Origin of the sequence: Sulfitobacter marinus (genome assembly GCF_900116285.1) — a bacterium.
Taxonomy (GTDB): domain Bacteria; phylum Pseudomonadota; class Alphaproteobacteria; order Rhodobacterales; family Rhodobacteraceae; genus Sulfitobacter; species Sulfitobacter marinus.
This window is the reverse complement of sequence record NZ_FPAJ01000002.1, coordinates 240,538-256,837: the sequence shown is the minus strand read 5'-3', so window position 1 is coordinate 256,837 and position 16,300 is coordinate 240,538. Positions and strand designations below refer to the sequence as shown.

Annotated in this window: 13 protein-coding genes and 1 tRNA gene; 9 read left to right on the top strand and 5 right to left on the bottom strand. The window is 54.7% G+C overall.

Translation table 11 applies throughout. The annotated features are described in order from the left end of the window. Window positions 1–37 precede the first annotated feature (37 nt). The 3 genes from BM347_RS06740 to BM347_RS06730 form a co-directional block, all read right to left on the bottom strand. Window positions 38–1,474 (bottom strand): TolC family outer membrane protein, encoded by a 1,437-nt coding sequence (locus BM347_RS06740; protein ID WP_093916074.1) that lies wholly within the window; start codon window positions 1,472–1,474, stop codon window positions 38–40. A 55-nt stretch (window positions 1,475–1,529) separates the two neighbouring features. Then, entirely contained in the window at window positions 1,530–2,183 is a 654-nt protein-coding gene (locus tag BM347_RS06735) for a protein-L-isoaspartate O-methyltransferase family protein (protein WP_093915677.1), read from the bottom strand. Between the two features lie 187 nt (window positions 2,184–2,370). Beyond that, complete coding sequence (locus tag BM347_RS06730; protein WP_093915676.1) at window positions 2,371–3,066, bottom strand: FkbM family methyltransferase; 696 nt, start codon at window positions 3,064–3,066, stop codon at window positions 2,371–2,373. 454 nt (window positions 3,067–3,520) lie between these two features. Here BM347_RS06730 and BM347_RS06725 point away from each other — a divergent pair, with 454 nt between their 5' ends. From BM347_RS06725 to BM347_RS06685, 9 genes are all read left to right on the top strand, one after another. Further along, the gene (locus BM347_RS06725; RefSeq protein WP_175498519.1) at window positions 3,521–4,237 is read left to right on the top strand and encodes a FadR/GntR family transcriptional regulator; all 717 of its coding nucleotides are present in this window, start codon (window positions 3,521–3,523) and stop codon (window positions 4,235–4,237) included. 66 nt (window positions 4,238–4,303) lie between these two features. Continuing rightward, window positions 4,304–5,431: a sugar ABC transporter substrate-binding protein gene (locus tag BM347_RS06720; RefSeq protein WP_093915674.1), complete on the top strand. Its 1,128-nt coding sequence runs from the start codon at window positions 4,304–4,306 to the stop codon at window positions 5,429–5,431. Window positions 5,432–5,500: 69 nt separating this feature from the next. Continuing rightward, the gene (locus BM347_RS06715) at window positions 5,501–7,015 is read left to right on the top strand and encodes a sugar ABC transporter ATP-binding protein (RefSeq protein ID WP_093915673.1); all 1,515 of its coding nucleotides are present in this window, start codon (window positions 5,501–5,503) and stop codon (window positions 7,013–7,015) included. Beyond that, complete coding sequence (locus BM347_RS06710) at window positions 7,012–8,055, top strand: ABC transporter permease (RefSeq protein ID WP_093915672.1); 1,044 nt, start codon at window positions 7,012–7,014, stop codon at window positions 8,053–8,055. The genes BM347_RS06715 and BM347_RS06710 overlap by 4 nt, the downstream gene beginning before the upstream one ends. Continuing rightward, a complete protein-coding gene (locus BM347_RS06705) occupies window positions 8,052–9,002 on the top strand; it encodes an ABC transporter permease (RefSeq protein WP_093915671.1) in 951 nt (316 codons plus the stop codon). The genes BM347_RS06710 and BM347_RS06705 overlap by 4 nt, the downstream gene beginning before the upstream one ends. A gap of 9 nt (window positions 9,003–9,011) precedes the next feature. Then, window positions 9,012–10,169: a fumarylacetoacetate hydrolase family protein gene (locus BM347_RS06700; protein ID WP_093915670.1), complete on the top strand. Its 1,158-nt coding sequence runs from the start codon at window positions 9,012–9,014 to the stop codon at window positions 10,167–10,169. Then, on the top strand, window positions 10,166–11,683 hold the full coding sequence (locus BM347_RS06695) for an aldehyde dehydrogenase (NADP(+)) (protein WP_093915669.1): 1,518 nt from the start codon (window positions 10,166–10,168) through the stop codon (window positions 11,681–11,683). The genes BM347_RS06700 and BM347_RS06695 overlap by 4 nt, the downstream gene beginning before the upstream one ends. Window positions 11,684–11,782: 99 nt before the next feature. After that, on the top strand, window positions 11,783–13,576 hold the full coding sequence (locus tag BM347_RS06690) for an IlvD/Edd family dehydratase (RefSeq protein WP_093915668.1): 1,794 nt from the start codon (window positions 11,783–11,785) through the stop codon (window positions 13,574–13,576). A gap of 68 nt (window positions 13,577–13,644) precedes the next feature. Continuing rightward, window positions 13,645–14,568 carry an SMP-30/gluconolactonase/LRE family protein gene (locus BM347_RS06685; RefSeq protein ID WP_093915667.1) on the top strand — a complete coding sequence of 308 codons (924 nt, stop codon included), beginning with the start codon at window positions 13,645–13,647 and terminating at the stop codon, window positions 14,566–14,568. A 321-nt stretch (window positions 14,569–14,889) separates the two neighbouring features. On the opposite strand, the gene BM347_RS06675 is transcribed toward BM347_RS06685, so the two are convergent. Together BM347_RS06675 and proB are read right to left on the bottom strand one after the other, a co-directional pair. Next, window positions 14,890–14,963: transfer RNA gene (locus BM347_RS06675), tRNA-Cys, on the bottom strand. A 149-nt stretch (window positions 14,964–15,112) separates the two neighbouring features. Next, on the bottom strand, window positions 15,113–16,273 hold the full coding sequence (gene proB / locus BM347_RS06670; RefSeq protein ID WP_093916073.1) for a glutamate 5-kinase: 1,161 nt from the start codon (window positions 16,271–16,273) through the stop codon (window positions 15,113–15,115). Window positions 16,274–16,300 lie beyond the last annotated feature (27 nt).

Sequence of the window (16,300 nt, the reverse complement as noted above, 5' to 3'; positions counted from 1 at the left end):
GATGGTGCAGATTCTCACAACACCATCGTAATAATTGTCAGTCCTTTTGAAGTGCCCGCAAAACACGGTCCAGCTGTTTGCCTTCTTTCGACAGCTTGGCGGGGCTGTCTTTGACCAAGTTATAATAGGCTGCAGGGTCATAAACCTGTACCGGCAAATTCAGATTGCGCGCGGTCAACTGGCCCGTGGCCTGCAATACGGAATAGGCGGCAACATATATTTGCGTCTGCGCGGTTACACTGCTTGATTGCGCGTCCAGCAAGGATTGTTCGGCGTCCAGCACATCCAGCGTGGTACGCGCGCCCAGTGCCGCCTCTTCGCGGACGCCCTGAAACGCGATACGTGCCGCGCTGACTTGACGGCGTGATGCCTCGATCTGTGCGCGTGCGGCTGCGAGGCCCGCATAAGCGTCACTAACCGCACGTTCTACGTCTTTGACAACCACATGCAAATTGCCGCGTTGTGCGTCACGCTGTGCGCGGCTTTTACGGACCCCAGCAGACAATGCCCCCCCTTGGAAGATGGTTTGGCTCATCTGCAGACCCACCGATGCGCTGCGGGTCGAGGATTGGGAATCAAATGTGTCTGTCACGCCCAGCGAACCTTGAACAGATACCTGTGGCTCCATTGCGGCCGCGCTTCTGCGGATCAACAGCTCGGCGGCAGCTACCTGATGCTGCACGGCCAGAATGTCGGGGTGGCTGCGCACGGCTAACGCCTTGGCAGTATTGATATTCGAGATGCCCGGCAAGCTGGGCGGCGCGCTCAGGTTGCCAGGTTCGCGGCCCACAGCAATCTTGAAATAGGCCTTGGCCGAGATCAGATCACCCTGCGCACCGGCCAGACCGCTGCGCGCTTGCGCAAGCTGTGCCTCGGCCAGGGCGACATCAGTGCGTGTGACTTCACCCACTTCGAAACGGTCGCGCGCGGCACGCAATTCCTGGGTCAACAGGCGCACGTTGTTTTCGCGCAGTGCAACAAATTGCTGTGACTGGATCACGCTCATATAAGCGTCAACGGCACGCAACAGGATTTGCTGTTCAACGCTGATCAGGGTTTGACGCGCCGCCAAAACAGTTTCCTTGGACGCTTCGACCCCATAGCGCGTGGCACCGAAATCATAGACCAAAAGCGATGCGATCAAGTTCGCCGTCGTCGTCAGCGAATCTGTATCTGTTCGCGTTCCCGCAGTCACAACGCTGGATCCCCCGCTCACGGACCGGTTGAAGTTCTGCGTGATGCCGCCTGTCCACTGTACCACCGGCTTTAGCGCAGATTTGGCAATACCGACATCTTCATCCGCTGCACGCAACACGGCGCGGTTCTGATCCAGCAGACCTGAATTATTATACGCGCCGACCAAGGCATCTGCCAATGTCTCGCCCCAAGACGCTGCCGGGAACAATAGGCTGATGCCCATCATGCCTGCCGCAACTATACGGCGCATGCCGTAAGCCTGACTGTCCTGTTTCATCAATCCCACTTCCTCAGTTCGATCCTCTATGCGCGGGGACCGTTCATATGTGTTCTTAAAGTTGAAAGGCCTTTTCGCGAACGAAACCTTTTAGAACCGGAGCGCCGGCATTAAAGTCTGCGCGCCAACTGACGCCGTGATCGCTCTTGTATCCGATGCGTACCTCGCCCAGCACACCTTCCATAAAGATGCATGCAATACGGCCGCCGATCTTGAGCTGGTCCAAAATCGCATCAGGCACAACTTCGACGCCGCCCTGAACCAAAATGACATCATAGGGGCCATGTTTGGCAGCGCCCGCCGCCAACGGCCCCACGTGCACGATCGCATTGTCCACACCCGATGTTGAAAGGGTTTCCTGCGCCTCTTTCGCCATTTGCTCATCTTCTTCGACAGCAACGACGACTTCGGCGATATGGGCGATCACTGCAGTCGAATACCCATAAGCACAGCCAATATCGAGCACCAGATCGCTGTTACCGATGGCCAGCGCATCCAGCATTTTCGCCAACGTCCGCGGTTCGAGCAGAATACGCCCCTCGCCGAGGTTCAGATTCTCACCCAAATAGGCTGCTTCGCGCTGTGCGACGGGAACGTAATCCTCTCGGGCGACAGTCAGCATCGCATCGATTATCGGGAATTTTGTCACATCAGAGGGTCGAACCTGCGTATCAACCATCATCGTGCGGCGGGCGGAAAAGTCGGACATCGGCTAAACTCTTTCGTTCATATATGGTGTATGCAATGCCATAGCCCAAACCTATCAGCAACGCCAAGATGCCCGTTTCACTTGAAGTTGAGCAAATTCATTTGAGAATGATGCATATTCACGCTACTGATTTTGTACCGTGGCAGGTTTTCTCCAGCAGGGTTACGGTTATCAAGTCAGCATAGTGTTAAACTGCGGTAAATACGAACACGCCGCCGCCCGAGGCTTCTCTATCCTCAATAAATCCTTTTGCAGCAATACCTTCCCTGATTTCACGCATACCGGGGCGATGGTAGATGTGGCGATGCAACTCGGCAATAATCACGCGAATCCCGCTTAGATCTGCGTGACGAAAAAACTCAAGCTCGGCCCCTTCGATATCCATCAACAAGACCGCCGGTTCCAACTGCTCTTTGATTGTCTCCCAGCGGGCCACCGGAACCGATACCTTTTCAGCATTCTTCATGCCCTTGGTGATCGTCATGCCGGACCCTAGAAAATTACCCCGTATATAGAAATCAACCGCTTCCGGGGCCTGCGGATCAGAAAGCACAATCTGATTGTGCACCTCAATTATATCCGCAATACCATTGTGATCATACAGCGCCTTGATCGACGGGATCAGCTTGTGGTTCGCCTCGAACGAGACGATTTTTGCGGGCGCGCAGTTTTTGGCAGTCGCAGCCCCCACAAGCCCCGCGCCGGCCCCCATCTCGACGACAACATCCCCCTCTTGGATAAACTTGAGCGCAGAAAGAACCTCGCGCCGCTCATATTTCCCCAACTCCATATTGACGATCATGTTCGGCCCAAGATGCGGCGCGTTTAACACCTCAACCCCATGATAGGTCGCGACAACTTCATTCTTGATGCTTGCGCTCATGGCCCTGCCCCTTTTTAGGCCCGCCAAGGCCCCTGCTCTCTCCAATTAGACACGGCCAAGCCATAGGGCGCAATAATTGAATAAAAAGAAAGCAGGCTTGCCGGTTGGAAGTCAGGGGAGGCGTGGAGGCACGTACCAGATTATGCCGAAGTTAGAACTTTCTCAACAAAATCAATTACTAATACGTATTCACCCGAGCTGAAATCAGGCAGTGTTTTTTGTCTGCAGCGTTCAGGGATGCAGCAACCCAAGGCCCTAGAACCACTAGATTTCGCCTCCTGTTAGATCGACCCATTTTGTTGGACAATTAATGGCTTTAGGCGTCAATATTAGTATATTACGAGCATAATTGGATTATTTGTTGGACAATATAATTCAACCGACTTATCCGTTACGCCATGCAGATTCGAGCACGATGCTTGAAATGCTGCGCACTCAGAATGGAAAGACGCCGATGACCACATTTGCCAACATGGGTAAATCTACCGTAGCACGCTCTGCCGTGGACGAACTCGTTGACCGAATGCGACAGCTCATTGGCGAGCGCGGTTTAACCGTCGGAGATCAACTGCCGACCGAGAAAGAACTGTGCGAAATCTTCGGCGCTTCTCGTAACACCGTGCGCGAAGCCATGCGCATTTTGAAAACCTATGGGGTGGTCGAAGTGCGCCCGAAAGTTGGCGCAACAATCGTCGACAACAGAATGTCTTCTGCCATTGAAATGTTTTCCTTCAACGTCATGAACATTTCTATTGAGACCTTTTCAGACATACAGGGATTTCGCGGCCTTTTGGAAGTGTCCTCTGTCGAGGCACTGTTCGACCAGATCACAGATGAAGACATTTCTGATCTGCGAGGGATCAACTCTAAACTTAAAGAACCAAGTGAAATCGATGTCGCTTCAGAGCATGATTTTGAGTTTCACACGCGACTGATCCGCGTGCTCCGCAACAAGGCGATCTTGGACATCTACGGCCTGATGAAGCCCGTGATCCTGAGGATCATGAAGAATGGTAAGACCCCGGATACCTTCAAAACGGCGACCTTTGAAGAACATGAAGGCGTCATCAACGCGTTAGAAGCGCGCGATCGGCTCGCCTACCAATATCTAATGAATTCACACCTCGAAAACGGGATCGTGAACTTCAGACACGTCCGAAAAAACAAATAATAAAACAAGCTTGTTCAAATGCTTACCGGGGCGTGAGCAGTACTATAACTTTCCAGGGAGGGAAAAATGTACAAAACTCTAGCAACTTTGACAGCTGGCGCGGCTTTGATGGCCGGGGCGGCATTTGCGGGTCCAAATATTGTGAGCGGGCCGGGTGTGAACCCTGAATGCTTTGCACCATGGACTGACGAAACCAACTTTATGCAATGGGAAGCGCGCGAAGGTCCGTTCCGCGTTGCTGTCGTGAACGGCTTTGTTGGAAACACATGGCGTATCCAAATGATCAAAACGGCCAAAGCCTTCGCTGAAGACCCGTCAATCGCTGGCAAAATCTCTGATTTCAAGGTCGTTTCGACTGGGACGGACGCGCCTGCGCAATTGGGTGCGATCGAAGACTTCATCAACCAAGGTTATGATGCGATCATCACGATTGCTGTGAGCCCCGACGGGTTTGACCGCGTCATTCGCCTTGCGGATCGCAACGATGTTGTTCTTGTACCGTTCGACAACGTATTGGACACAGACAAGGTGATGCAGGTCAACGAAGACCAGCTTGCTATGGGTCGCATGTTCTCCGAGTTTGTACTTGGTGAACTGGACGCAAAAGGCGTCTCCAGCGGTAAAATCCTAGAAGTGCGCGGCCTTCCGGGCAACTCTGTGGACCGTGACCGTTCCATTGGGATCAACGAAGTGTTCGCAGCGGATGACGGCGATTGGGAAATGGTTTCCGTCAACGGCATGTGGGACGATGGCACCACACAAAAAGTGGTTGCCGATGCAATCGCAGTCCATGGCGAATTTGCTGCTGTCGTAGCGCAAGGCGGCTCTAACGGGATGGTTCAGGCCATTCAGGACAGCGGTCATCCTTGGGTGCCTGTATCGGGCGAGTCCGAGAATGGATACCGCAAGGCGCTTTCGGAACATTCCGACGCTGGCCTCAAGGGCATCTCGATCGGGCAATCACCGGGCCTCGTTGCGATTGCAATGAAAGCTGCGGTTTCGGCGCTTGAGGGCAATGTGATGCCTCAGTTGATCTCGGTGCCGCTGCCTGTCGCGACCTATGACGAACTGGAAGACGGCAAGAACTTCTGGAGCGATCTTCCGGATAACTTCTTTACCGTCAACGAGTTCCCGCCCTGCGACGTGAACATCTCCGGTCCTGCAATTATGGCCGAAGACGAATCCGACAGCTAACCAAACAGAGCGCCGGGCGATCTCAAGACGTCGTCCGGCACCCACTCATTCTTCAGTAAGAAATCAATCATGAATTCATCCGACGCTATTGTTCAGCTGCGCGGAGTATCTCGCTATTTTGGTGGGGTCACGGCTTTGGACAATGTAAATTTTTCTTGCAAAGCCGGAAGCATCCACGGGATCTTAGGCGAAAACGGTGCGGGTAAGTCTACGCTGATCAAAATCCTGTCTGGGGTTTTGGGAGCCAGCGAAGGGCAAATTCTCAACAACGGAAAACAGGTCTCCTATCGCTCTACTGCGGAAGCGACCGCAGATGGTATCGTCTGCATTTTTCAAGAATTGTCGTTGGTGCCTGACCTCACAGTTGCAGAGAACATATTCATTGATCAGCCCCCTCGCCGGATGGGAATGATCGACAACCGCAAACAACGTCAGATGGCGGTCGAATTGCTCGCACGGATCAAGTGTGAAGATGTAGACCCGGACGCACATATTCGCGAACTTAGCCTTTCGCGTCGTCAGATGATTGAAATCGCAAAGGCCCTCGCCAAAAACCCGCGTGTGTTGATCTTGGATGAAGCGACATCAGCCCTGACAAGCAATGACGTGGAAACCGTTTATGATCTCATGAACGAGCTGCGCGCGGATGGTGTTGCCTGCATATTCATCAGTCACCGTATGAAAGAAGTCGACGCTTTGTGTGATCGCCTATCCGTATTTCGCAACGGCCAGCATATCCAATCCTTTGACAAGGGCGGATTGAACGAAACCGAAATTGTCCAACTTATGATTGGCCGTGAAATCACGGCCCAGTACCCGCCCAAACGCTCAACCCCTATCGGGGAAACCACCCTATCCGTGTCCAGTTTACGCTGGGAAAACAGTCTCAAGGGCGTCGATCTACAAGTGAACGCAGGTGAAATCGTGGGGCTTGGCGGGCTTGATGGACAGGGCCACAAGGAGCTGTTGCTCGGCCTGTTTGGCGCACTGCGCGGCATGACTGGAGAGATTACCTTTCAAGGTGGCACTTACAAACCCTCCTCGCCAGCACAGTCCAAACGGCAAGGTCTTGCATTGGTGCCTGAGGATCGCAAAACCGAAGGTTTGATGCTGGAGATGTCGATTGGCGACAACATCTTGCTGCCCAATTACAAAAGCGTGTCTCAGGCTGGCGTCATCAATGGCCGCCTGGCCAACGAAGCAATCGCAAAAGCCATTGAACTTTTGCAGATCAAAGTCGGGAGCGCAGACGATCCGGTAGAGACCCTATCGGGAGGCAACCAGCAAAAAGTGGTGATCGCCAAGTGGTTGATGCTCAACCCTGACATCATTTTGCTGAATGACCCGACCCGCGGCATTGACGTCGGAACCAAGCAAGAGATCTACCGCTTGATGCGCGATCTCGTTGAAGCCGGGAAATCGGTTCTGCTCTATTCAACAGATTACGCGGAACTTATCGGCTGCTGTGACAGAGTCTGCGTCATGTACGACGGGCGCATTGTCTCGGAACTGGAAGGCGATACGCTCACCGAAGAAGCAATCGTTGCCGCCTCACTGAATATTCACAAGGACGACCCGGCATGATTGGAAAACTCAAAGCCACTGTCTTGCGAAACCGCGGCTTCACCGGCGCGCTCGTTTTATTCGCGGTTCTGTTTATTACGTATCAGTCCATACATCCGCGCGGGTTCTCGACGGCAGTGTTGGTGCAGAACTCTAACGAAGTTGTTGCTTTGGCATTTGTCGCAATCGCTCAAACCATACCCGTTCTGATCGGGGGGCTGGACTTGTCTGTCGGCGCTGTAATGACGCTGACAAACACGATTGCCTCCCACGTCGTGACAGGCACGCCGATGCAGATGTTGCTTGGCGCTGTTCTGACCTTGGGCGCGGGTACGATGTTTGGCCTGATGAACGGTTTGATCGTCGTCTACGGTCGCATTCAGCCGATTATTGCGACCCTCGCAACTGGCGCAATCGCCATTGGTCTTGCCCTTATTTTGCGTCCCTCCCCCGGAGGGGATATCGACGGAGATCTTAATTGGGCCGCGACAAACGCTGTTTTTGATTTTGCGGAAACTTACGGGTTTGCCGACAATGGAAACGCCGCGTGGATACAGCCCTTCGTTAATATACCCGTGCCGCTGATCATTTTGCTGGTCGTCGCGTTGGGGGTTTGGCTCCCGTTCAAGCGCACTGTAACCTGTCGCACGATCTATGCGATTGGTTCAGCGGAAGGTGCCGCGCATCTGTCCGGCTTGCCCATCGCACGGGCCAAGATCGCAGCCTTTACACTTGCGGGCTTCTTTGCTGCATGCGGCGGGCTTTATCTGGCCATTCAAACATCCTCTGGCAACGCCGACCTTACCCAAGCGGGAACCTACACATTGAACTCGATCGCATCCGTTGTGCTTGGCGGCACGTCCTTGATGGGCGGCACCGGTGGACCAATCGGTTCGATGATCGGTGCATTCATCTTACGGATCATCTCTTTCTTCTTCCGCATCCTATCCATCGACCCATTGCTTCAACCTCTTATCGAAGGGTTGGTTCTTCTCGTGGCTGTCAGCCTTGGCGCACTGCGCACATTCAGGGTCAAAAACAAACTGGGGCTTTTCCGATGACTTTCTTGAGCTTTTCAAAGCCCGCTGACCGTCCGCTACTCATTGCGCTTCTGACGACCTTGGTCATTCTGATGGTCGGCACGGCCTATACCTTGACCACACAGGGAACGGCCCCCTTGCTCACTCCGTCCTACCTCTTGCAACAGTTGCAGATCGGATCGTTCTTGGGCATTTGCGCCGCAGGCATGATGATGGTGGTACTGCTGGGACATATCGACCTGTCTGTGCCTTGGACCATGACCGCCGCCGCGATGATGGCAACGAGCGTGGGCGGACCCTGGGCCATTCCTGCGGGTCTTTCTGTTGGCTTGGCCGTTGGCCTCCTGAACGGGTTCGGGGTTTCGTTCCTTCGCATCCCTTCGATGATCTTTACTCTTGGGGTAGATTCCGTTTTGCGCGGTTTGATGGTCGCCCATACTGGTGGATTTGCCCCGCAGACGAAAGCATCACCATTGATGCGCTATCTGGCCGCTGACACATTTCTGGGCATTCCGGTCGCTATTTTCGTCTGGGCATTTGTATCCATTGTGATCGCCGCGATCCTGACCAAGACGGGATTTGGCAAATCGATCTACGCCGTCGGCGTAAAAGAAGGCGCGGCCTATCTTTCGGGTATCCGCACGCGCAGGGTCATTATAGGTTCATTCGTCGCCTCTGCGCTGTGCGCTTCCACTGCTGGCGTCTTGCTGGCTGGCTATTCGGCCAAGGCGTATCAGGACATGGGCACACCATACCTGTTGCCTGCTATTGCTGCGGTTGTGTTGGGTGGCACCCATATTCTTGGGGGACGAGGTCGCTATCTGGGAACACTCATTGGCGCGACTTTGATCGTGTTTTTGAATTCGGTCCTATCGATCATGCAAATGCCAGAATCTTACCGCCAGATCATATACGGGGTCGTGATCATCACAATGCTGCTGGTCTACGGCCGCGGCAAACAGAACTAGGGGGAACACATGCAACAGCACCCATTTGGATTGCTATCGAACGGTACATATATCGGGCGTGTCTGGCGCCCCGGGATCGGACCATCTGTCGTTCACTTGCGAGACGGGCAAGTTTGGGACATCACATGCCGCGAGGTTCCAACGGTGGCGGCCCTTTTTGAGGAACGCGACATCCAGTCCGTCCTCACGTCAATAACCGGCGACCTTGTTTGCAGCCTAAAGGAGCTGGAACAATCCTCACTTGAGGCAAACTGCTCGCCAGACCACCTACACCTGCTTGCCCCTTGCGATCTTCAGGCGATCAAGGCCGCTGGGGTTACCTTTGCAAAGTCCATGATCGAGCGTGTAATCGAAGAACGTGCCGCTGGTGATTTCACCCGCGCCGCCGAAATCCGCGAACATGTGTCAGAGATCATCGGTGGGTCACTGAAAGATATCGAACCCGGATCAAAGCAATCTGAACAGGTTAAGAAGGTTCTGGAAGCTGAAGGCCTTTGGTCACAGTATCTAGAGGTTGGGATCGGGCCTGATGCAGAAGTCTTTACCAAGGCACAGCCCCTGTCGGCTGTCGGGTCTTATGCACAGGTCGGGCTGCACCCAGTTTCAAAGTGGAATAACCCTGAGCCGGAGATCGTTCTTGCCGTGTCCTCTAAAGGCGCGATCCGCGGTGCGGCGCTTGGCAACGACGTTAATCTGCGAGATGTTGAAGGGCGCTCTGCCTTGTTGTTGGGAAAGGCCAAGGACAACAATGCTTCGGCTGCTATCGGACCGTTCATTCGCGTGTTCGACGACGCCTTTACGCTTGACGATGTAAAGCAGGCCGACATCAGGTTGAGCATCGAAGGCACAGACGGGTTTGTGCTCGAAGAAAACTGCGCGATGAGCGAGATTAGCCGCTCGCCAGAAAGTATTGTCAGCCAATCCATAGGCCCGCACCACCAGTACCCTGATGGCATGATGCTGTATCTGGGCAGCATGTTCGCACCGATCAAAGACCGCGACACCCCCGGTCAGGGTTTCACTCACAAGTTAGACGATACCGTGACCGTTTCGACGTCGTCACTTGGGGAACTTCGTAACCGTGTCTCGCTGTCTACAGAATGTCCGGCTTGGACATTCGGGGCGCGTGCATTGATGAAAAATCTTGCTGAAAGGCAACTGCTATGACCTTTAAACCACATGGACGCCATCTGATTGGTGGCTCTTGGATGTCCTCTCAGGATCGTTTTCAATCTTCGCCCGCACATGGAGACGCGCATAGTTTTTCGGTGGGAACCGTTGACCTGGTCGATCAAGCTGTAGAACTGGCCGAAAAGGCGTTTGGCTCCTTTTCATTGTCATCACGCCAGTCTCGTGCAGATCTTTTGATCGCGATCGCCGAAGAAATCGACGCGCGCGGCGATGACATCACCGCAATTGGCAGTTCTGAAACAGGCCTGCCAGAAGCGCGCCTTCAAGGGGAGCGTGGGCGCACCACAGGGCAGCTTCGGCTCTTTGCGCAGCACATTCTGGATGGCGACTATCTGGATAGACGGCATGATAAAGCCTTGCCAGACCGTCAACCTGCCCCGCGCCCGGAATTGTACATGATGCAGCGCCCGATTGGCCCCGTTGCCGTGTTTGGCGCATCGAATTTCCCCTTGGCCTTTTCGGTTGCAGGCGGGGACACTGCGGCGGCGCTGGCCGCTGGATGCCCCGTTGTGGTGAAAGGTCATTCGGCGCACCCGGGCACGAGCGAGATCGTTGCCGAAGCGATCCATGCTGCCATCGCCCGATGTGACGTCGATCCCGGTATCTTCAGCCTGATCCAAGGTGGCAGACGTGATGTAGGCACCGCACTCGTCCAGCACCCGTTGATCAAGGCGGTAGGCTTCACCGGATCACTTGCAGGGGGGCGTGCGTTGTTTGACCTTTGCGCAGCACGTCCCGAACCAATCCCGTTTTTTGGCGAACTCGGCTCCGTCAATCCAATGTTCTTATTGCCTAGCGCAATGGCGGAACGCGCGACCGACCTTGCGAAAGGCTGGGCAGGCTCGCTCACAATGGGTGCCGGACAGTTTTGCACCAACCCCGGCATCGCGTTTGTTGTTGAAGGGCCGGATGCGGATACTTTCTGTGACGAGGCCGCGAATGCGCTGCGGGACGTGGGACCGCAAGCGATGCTCACCGAAGGGATTGCAAGCGCGTACCGCAGCGGCACCGACGCAATGGCCAATGCAAGCAATGTGGACGGGCTGATGCAAACCGAAGCTGCGCCGCGCTATGCATCGCCGAACCTGTTCAGCACCACGGCCAAAGAGTTCCTTGCAAACGAAGCGTTGGGGGAAGAGGTGTTCGGCCCGCTTGGCCTCGTTGTTCGTGTGTCCGACATCGAGGAAATGCTGACCTGCGCACGCCACCTCCAAGGGCAGTTAACCTGCACCTTGCACATGTCGAATGCCGACCATGAGGTCGCGCGCGTCCTGCTGCCTGTTTTGGAACGCAAAGCCGGCCGGATTTTGGCAAACGGATTCCCGACAGGGGTCGAAGTCAGTGACACAATGGTGCACGGCGGACCCTACCCCGCCTCAACCAATTTTGGCGCAACATCGGTTGGCACGCTGTCGATCCGCCGGTTTCTTCGGCCTATTTGCTACCAGAACATTCCATCCGACATATTGCCCGATGACGTGACAGCCTGAACTGGACCGGCCACTGCGACAGTGTCCGCGCCCCCCTCAGGCTAGGCCTCAAGGGGGGCGTCGACACTACTCACAAACTGAACGAAAGATATCATTCCCATGACCGATTATCGCGACAAGTTTAGAGCAAACGGAAAGCTTCGCTCAGAGGAATGGTTCAACAACCCTAACAACCCGGCCATGACCGCGCTCTATCTCGAGCGATATCAGAACAACGGGTTTACGCCTCAGGAATTGCAATCTGGCCGGCCCGTCATCGGCATCGCGCAATCCGGATCTGAGCTGACGCCGTGCAACAAAATCCATCTGTTTCTAGCCGACCGGATCAAGGCGGGTATTCGCGATGCGGGCGGCATCCCTATCGAATTCCCGATCCACCCCCTGCACGAAAACGGCAAGCGCCCGACTGCAGCACTTGACCGGAACCTTGCCTATCTGGGCCTTGTTGAAATCTTGCACGGCTATCCTTTGGACGGGGTCGTTCTCACCACGGGATGTGACAAGACGACGCCAGCTATGTTGATGGGGGCCGCGACCATGGATCTTCCGGCGATTGCCTTGTCGGGCGGGCCGATGTTGGATGGCTGGTGGAAGGGCGAACTTGCCGGTTCCGGCACGATCATCTGGGAAAGCAGACGCCTGCTGGCCGAGGGCGTCATTGACTACGACGAATTCATCAGCCGCGCATGTGCCTCTGCCCCGTCATTAGGGCATTGCAACACAATGGGCACCGCCAGCACGATGAATGCCTTGGCCGAGGCCCTTGGAATGTCCTTGCCGGGATGTGCCGCGATACCCGCGCCATTTCGCGAGAGGATGGGCATGGCCTATGAAACAGGCAAGCGCATCGTCGACATGGTCCATGAAGACCTGACCCCGTCCAAGATCATGACCCGCGACGCATTCCTCAACGCGATCCGCGTTGCAACGGCTTTGGGCGGTTCAACAAATGCGCCGCCCCACATTCAGGCCATCGCCCGCCACGTAGGGGTCGAGTTGAACATTCAAGACTGGCAGGATTTCGGTTTCGACGTGCCATTGTTGGTCAACATGCAGCCCGCAGGAGAATTCCTGGGAGAAAGGTTTTTCCGCGCAGGCGGTGTGCCCGCCGTCATGGGCGAATTGGCACGGGCCGATCTCTTGAACACCGACGTGATGACCGCCTCGGGTAAAAGCTTGGGCGAGAATTTGGAGGGGATCCGCAGCGCAGACACAGCTGTGATCCGAAGCGTCGCTGACCCAATGAGGGAGAACGCCGGTTTTCTTGTGCTCAGTGGCAACCTGTTTGACTCCGCGCTTATGAAATCTTCGGTTATTTCCAAAGATTTTCGAAAGCGTTTTCTGTCCCGCAAGGGTGACGAGAACGCATTGGAGGCCCGTGCTATCGTATTTGATGGGCCCGAACATTATCACGCAATGCTCAATGATCCCGATCTGAACGTCGATGAAAACTGCGTTTTGTTCATTCGCGGAACCGGTTGCGTGGGCTTCCCCGGCTCTGCCGAAGTCGTAAACATGCAGCCACCCGATGCGTTGATCAAGCAAGGTATCACCCACTTGCCAACGGTCGGAGATGGCCGCCAGTCAGGCACATCAGAAAGCCCTTCGATCCTGAATGCTTCGCCGGAATCCGCTGTTGGTGGCGGTTTAGCCTATCTGCAAAACGGAGATCGAGTGAGGCTTGATTTGAACGCGCGCACCCTGAATGCTATGGTCGCCCCGGACGAATGGCAACGGCGCATAGCCGATTGGACCGCGCCAGTGCTTGAACACCAAACACCATGGGAAGAGCTCTACCGCGAGAAAGTAGGCCAGCTTGCCGACGGCGGGTGCCTGGACCACGCGACGAAATACCAGAAGATACGAAATACGCTCCCGCGCGACAGCCACTAACCGAACAGGCCAACTTTGCCCGAATAGTATGCGAACCTGTTACAACGTTTCTTTGAAATGGATTTGATATGATAAAATTCCCTTCACACCTAGATGTTAGAGACGACCGGTTTTTGCAATTGGTGCACCCCTTGGCGCGGTTAACAAAAGTCGCCGATGGCTTCACTTGGACCGAAGGCCCCGTTTGGATCGGCGATCACAACTGCCTTCTGTTTTCAGACATTCCGTCACAGCGAATTATGCGCTGGAGCGACACTGAGGGTCTCTCGGTCTTTCGCAGCAGCTCGGGTTTTACCAATGGCAATTCACGGGATCGGCAGGGCCGTTTGGTTGGCTGCCGACACGGAACCCGTGATGTTGTTCGCACCGAAAGCAACGGTTCTTTGACGGTACTCGCGTCTTCATATCAAGGCAAACGGCTGAATTCACCGAATGATCTTGTGGTCAGCTCGGATGGGGCCGTTTGGTTCACCGACCCGTCCTATGGGATCATGACGAATTTTGAAGGTTTTCAAGCGGAACAAGAACAGGACGCCCGCAATGTGTTCCGCATTGATCCGCAAACCGGGGCCTGCACCGCAGTCGTTTCCGACTTCGTCCAACCAAACGGCCTTGCATTCTCTCTCGACGAAACGCGGCTGTTCATTGCGGAAAGCGGGGCCAGTCATGACCCTGATGTGCCAACCGTTATTCGTCAGTTCGATGTTGATGGCAGCACGCTCAGGGATCGTGGGATATTTGCCACGATCGACTGCGGCATTCCTGATGGTTTTCGCCTCGACATCATGGGAAACCTGTGGACCTCGGCTGGTGACGGCGTACATTGCTTTGCGTCCGACGGGGCACTTCTGGGCAAAATCTTGCTACCCGAGACAGTATCGAACCTGTGTTTTGGAGGCCGAAATGGACACAGCATGTTCATGACAGCCACCAGCTCTGTTTTCCAGGTATTTGTGAATACGCGAGGCGCAGAAACCTGGACACGCCCATAGGTTTAAGCCTGCACCAGATCGCGTTCATTCAGTATTTTCTGCTTCGTGTGCGTTGTTAGAACTGAAGCGTCCCTAGATTTGTAGATGCGGGCCTCGTTCAGTTTCTTTTTTTCTGTTTCATAGTCACTGGCGACAGCCTGCCGTCATTTCTATGCTTGCGTGTCGGGTTATGTATGTAGCGGAACACGTCCCGCCTTGCCGCCTCGCGTGTTAGGGTCTCGAAAAACTTATCATCGCTCAGCAAATCGGACCGTGTGTGTAAGCCAAACTGTAACCCGCAATCAAATGGACCGCGCTCATCTTGTAAGTCTCTGATAAATATGGAGGCGAGTACCGGAATCGAACCGGTGTACACGGATTTGCAATCCGCTGCGTAACCACTCCGCCAACTCGCCTCGACCGCGTTGCCGCGGTGGTTCATCAGGGTGGTCAGTTCCTGATGCGTGTCGGCTTATCTCGACTTTTGCGGGGTTTGTCTAGCCCAGTTTGTGACAAACGCGCCGTGACTTTAACGGTGTAGGCAGGCCTGGCCCAGCGAATCCATTTAGACCGAGATCACCGGCTGCGCGTCGTCTATGGGCGCGTCCAGTTGCAGGTGATGATCTTCAAGGATCAGGATATTCTCGGACCCGATAATATCGCTTTTGGTCTTATAGCCGATCACATCTTCGACCTGCATGTCGGGATTGCGCGCCATCAGGATCGTTTCCTCGGACGAGAAGTTCGTGAGACCCCGCGCGAATTCGTTTCCCTCTTCATCATAGACATGTAGCACGTCGCCCTTCGAAAACTCGCCCTGAATAGACACTAGGTCATTGCGGGCCAGCCCGCGCTCCTTGGACGAAATCGCGGCGACGGCGGCGTTTGAGACCACCAATGTGCCGGAGACCTGCAAGCGGTTGCTCAGCCAGATCATCAGCGGCGATCCGGTTTTGTCACGTGCCAAGCAGCGCGTATGACGGCGCTCGCGGCGCAGTACGGACGATACCGGTGCCTCGATCAGGCCTTCGGCGATGATGGTTTCGACCCCGGCATTCTGCGCCATATTCGCGGCCAGCATCTTGGTCATCATCCCGCCACTGCCCAACTCGCTTACACTTTTGGTGGATTCCAGATGTTCGCTAACATCTTCTATCTCTTCGATAAACTGCGCGCCCGGCTTTGACGGATCACGATCATACAGGCCCTCAACACTGGTCAGGATGATCAGCTGATCGGCTTCGATCATCTGTGCCACTTTTGCAGAAAGACGGTCATTGTCCCCGACTTTCAGGTCGGTCGTCGCGATGGAATCGTTTTCATTGATGATCGGCAGGATGTTGTTTTCAAACAGCCGCAGCATGGTGTTTTTGATGTTCAAAAACCGGCAGCGTTCTTCCATGTCTTCGACAGTGACAAGCATCTGGGCCACGCCCATGTCATATTCCGACGCGACCTGACGGTAGGCGTTCATCAGCAACGGTTGACCGCAAGCTGCGGCGGCCTGTTTGTCCAGAATACCAGCATCTTCAGGGCGTTTTCCAATCATATTCAAACCCAAAGCAACAGAGCCCGAGGACGTAAGGATGATGTCATAACCTTGGGCCTGCAACGCGGCGAGGTCGGCCAACAACCCGTTGATGAACGCAAAACGCAAAGTAAGTTTCTCTTCGTTTGCCAGCAGGCTGGATCCGATTTTGACGACGATACGTTTCTTCTTGGCCACGGGGTACGCTCCGATCATTCAACGATT

What these genes read in the sequence shown, in the direction of transcription:
- BM347_RS06730 (WP_093915676.1), bottom strand. Translation starts at nt 3,066, where the DNA reads ATGAGCGCAAGCATCAAGAATGAAGTTGTCGCGACCTATCATGGGGTT.
- BM347_RS06740 (WP_093916074.1), bottom strand. Translation starts at nt 1,474, where the DNA reads ATGAAACAGGACAGTCAGGCTTACGGCATGCGCCGTATAGTTGCGGCA.
- BM347_RS06735 (WP_093915677.1), bottom strand. Translation starts at nt 2,183, where the DNA reads ATGTCCGACTTTTCCGCCCGCCGCACGATGATGGTTGATACGCAGGTT.
- BM347_RS06710 (WP_093915672.1), top strand. Translation starts at nt 7,012, where the DNA reads ATGATTGGAAAACTCAAAGCCACTGTCTTGCGAAACCGCGGCTTCACC.
- BM347_RS06725 (WP_175498519.1), top strand. Translation starts at nt 3,521, where the DNA reads ATGACCACATTTGCCAACATGGGTAAATCTACCGTAGCACGCTCTGCC.
- BM347_RS06715 (WP_093915673.1), top strand. Translation starts at nt 5,501, where the DNA reads ATGAATTCATCCGACGCTATTGTTCAGCTGCGCGGAGTATCTCGCTAT.
- BM347_RS06685 (WP_093915667.1), top strand. Translation starts at nt 13,645, where the DNA reads ATGATAAAATTCCCTTCACACCTAGATGTTAGAGACGACCGGTTTTTG.
- BM347_RS06690 (WP_093915668.1), top strand. Translation starts at nt 11,783, where the DNA reads ATGACCGATTATCGCGACAAGTTTAGAGCAAACGGAAAGCTTCGCTCA.
- BM347_RS06700 (WP_093915670.1), top strand. Translation starts at nt 9,012, where the DNA reads ATGCAACAGCACCCATTTGGATTGCTATCGAACGGTACATATATCGGG.
- BM347_RS06695 (WP_093915669.1), top strand. Translation starts at nt 10,166, where the DNA reads ATGACCTTTAAACCACATGGACGCCATCTGATTGGTGGCTCTTGGATG.
- BM347_RS06720 (WP_093915674.1), top strand. Translation starts at nt 4,304, where the DNA reads ATGTACAAAACTCTAGCAACTTTGACAGCTGGCGCGGCTTTGATGGCC.
- BM347_RS06705 (WP_093915671.1), top strand. Translation starts at nt 8,052, where the DNA reads ATGACTTTCTTGAGCTTTTCAAAGCCCGCTGACCGTCCGCTACTCATT.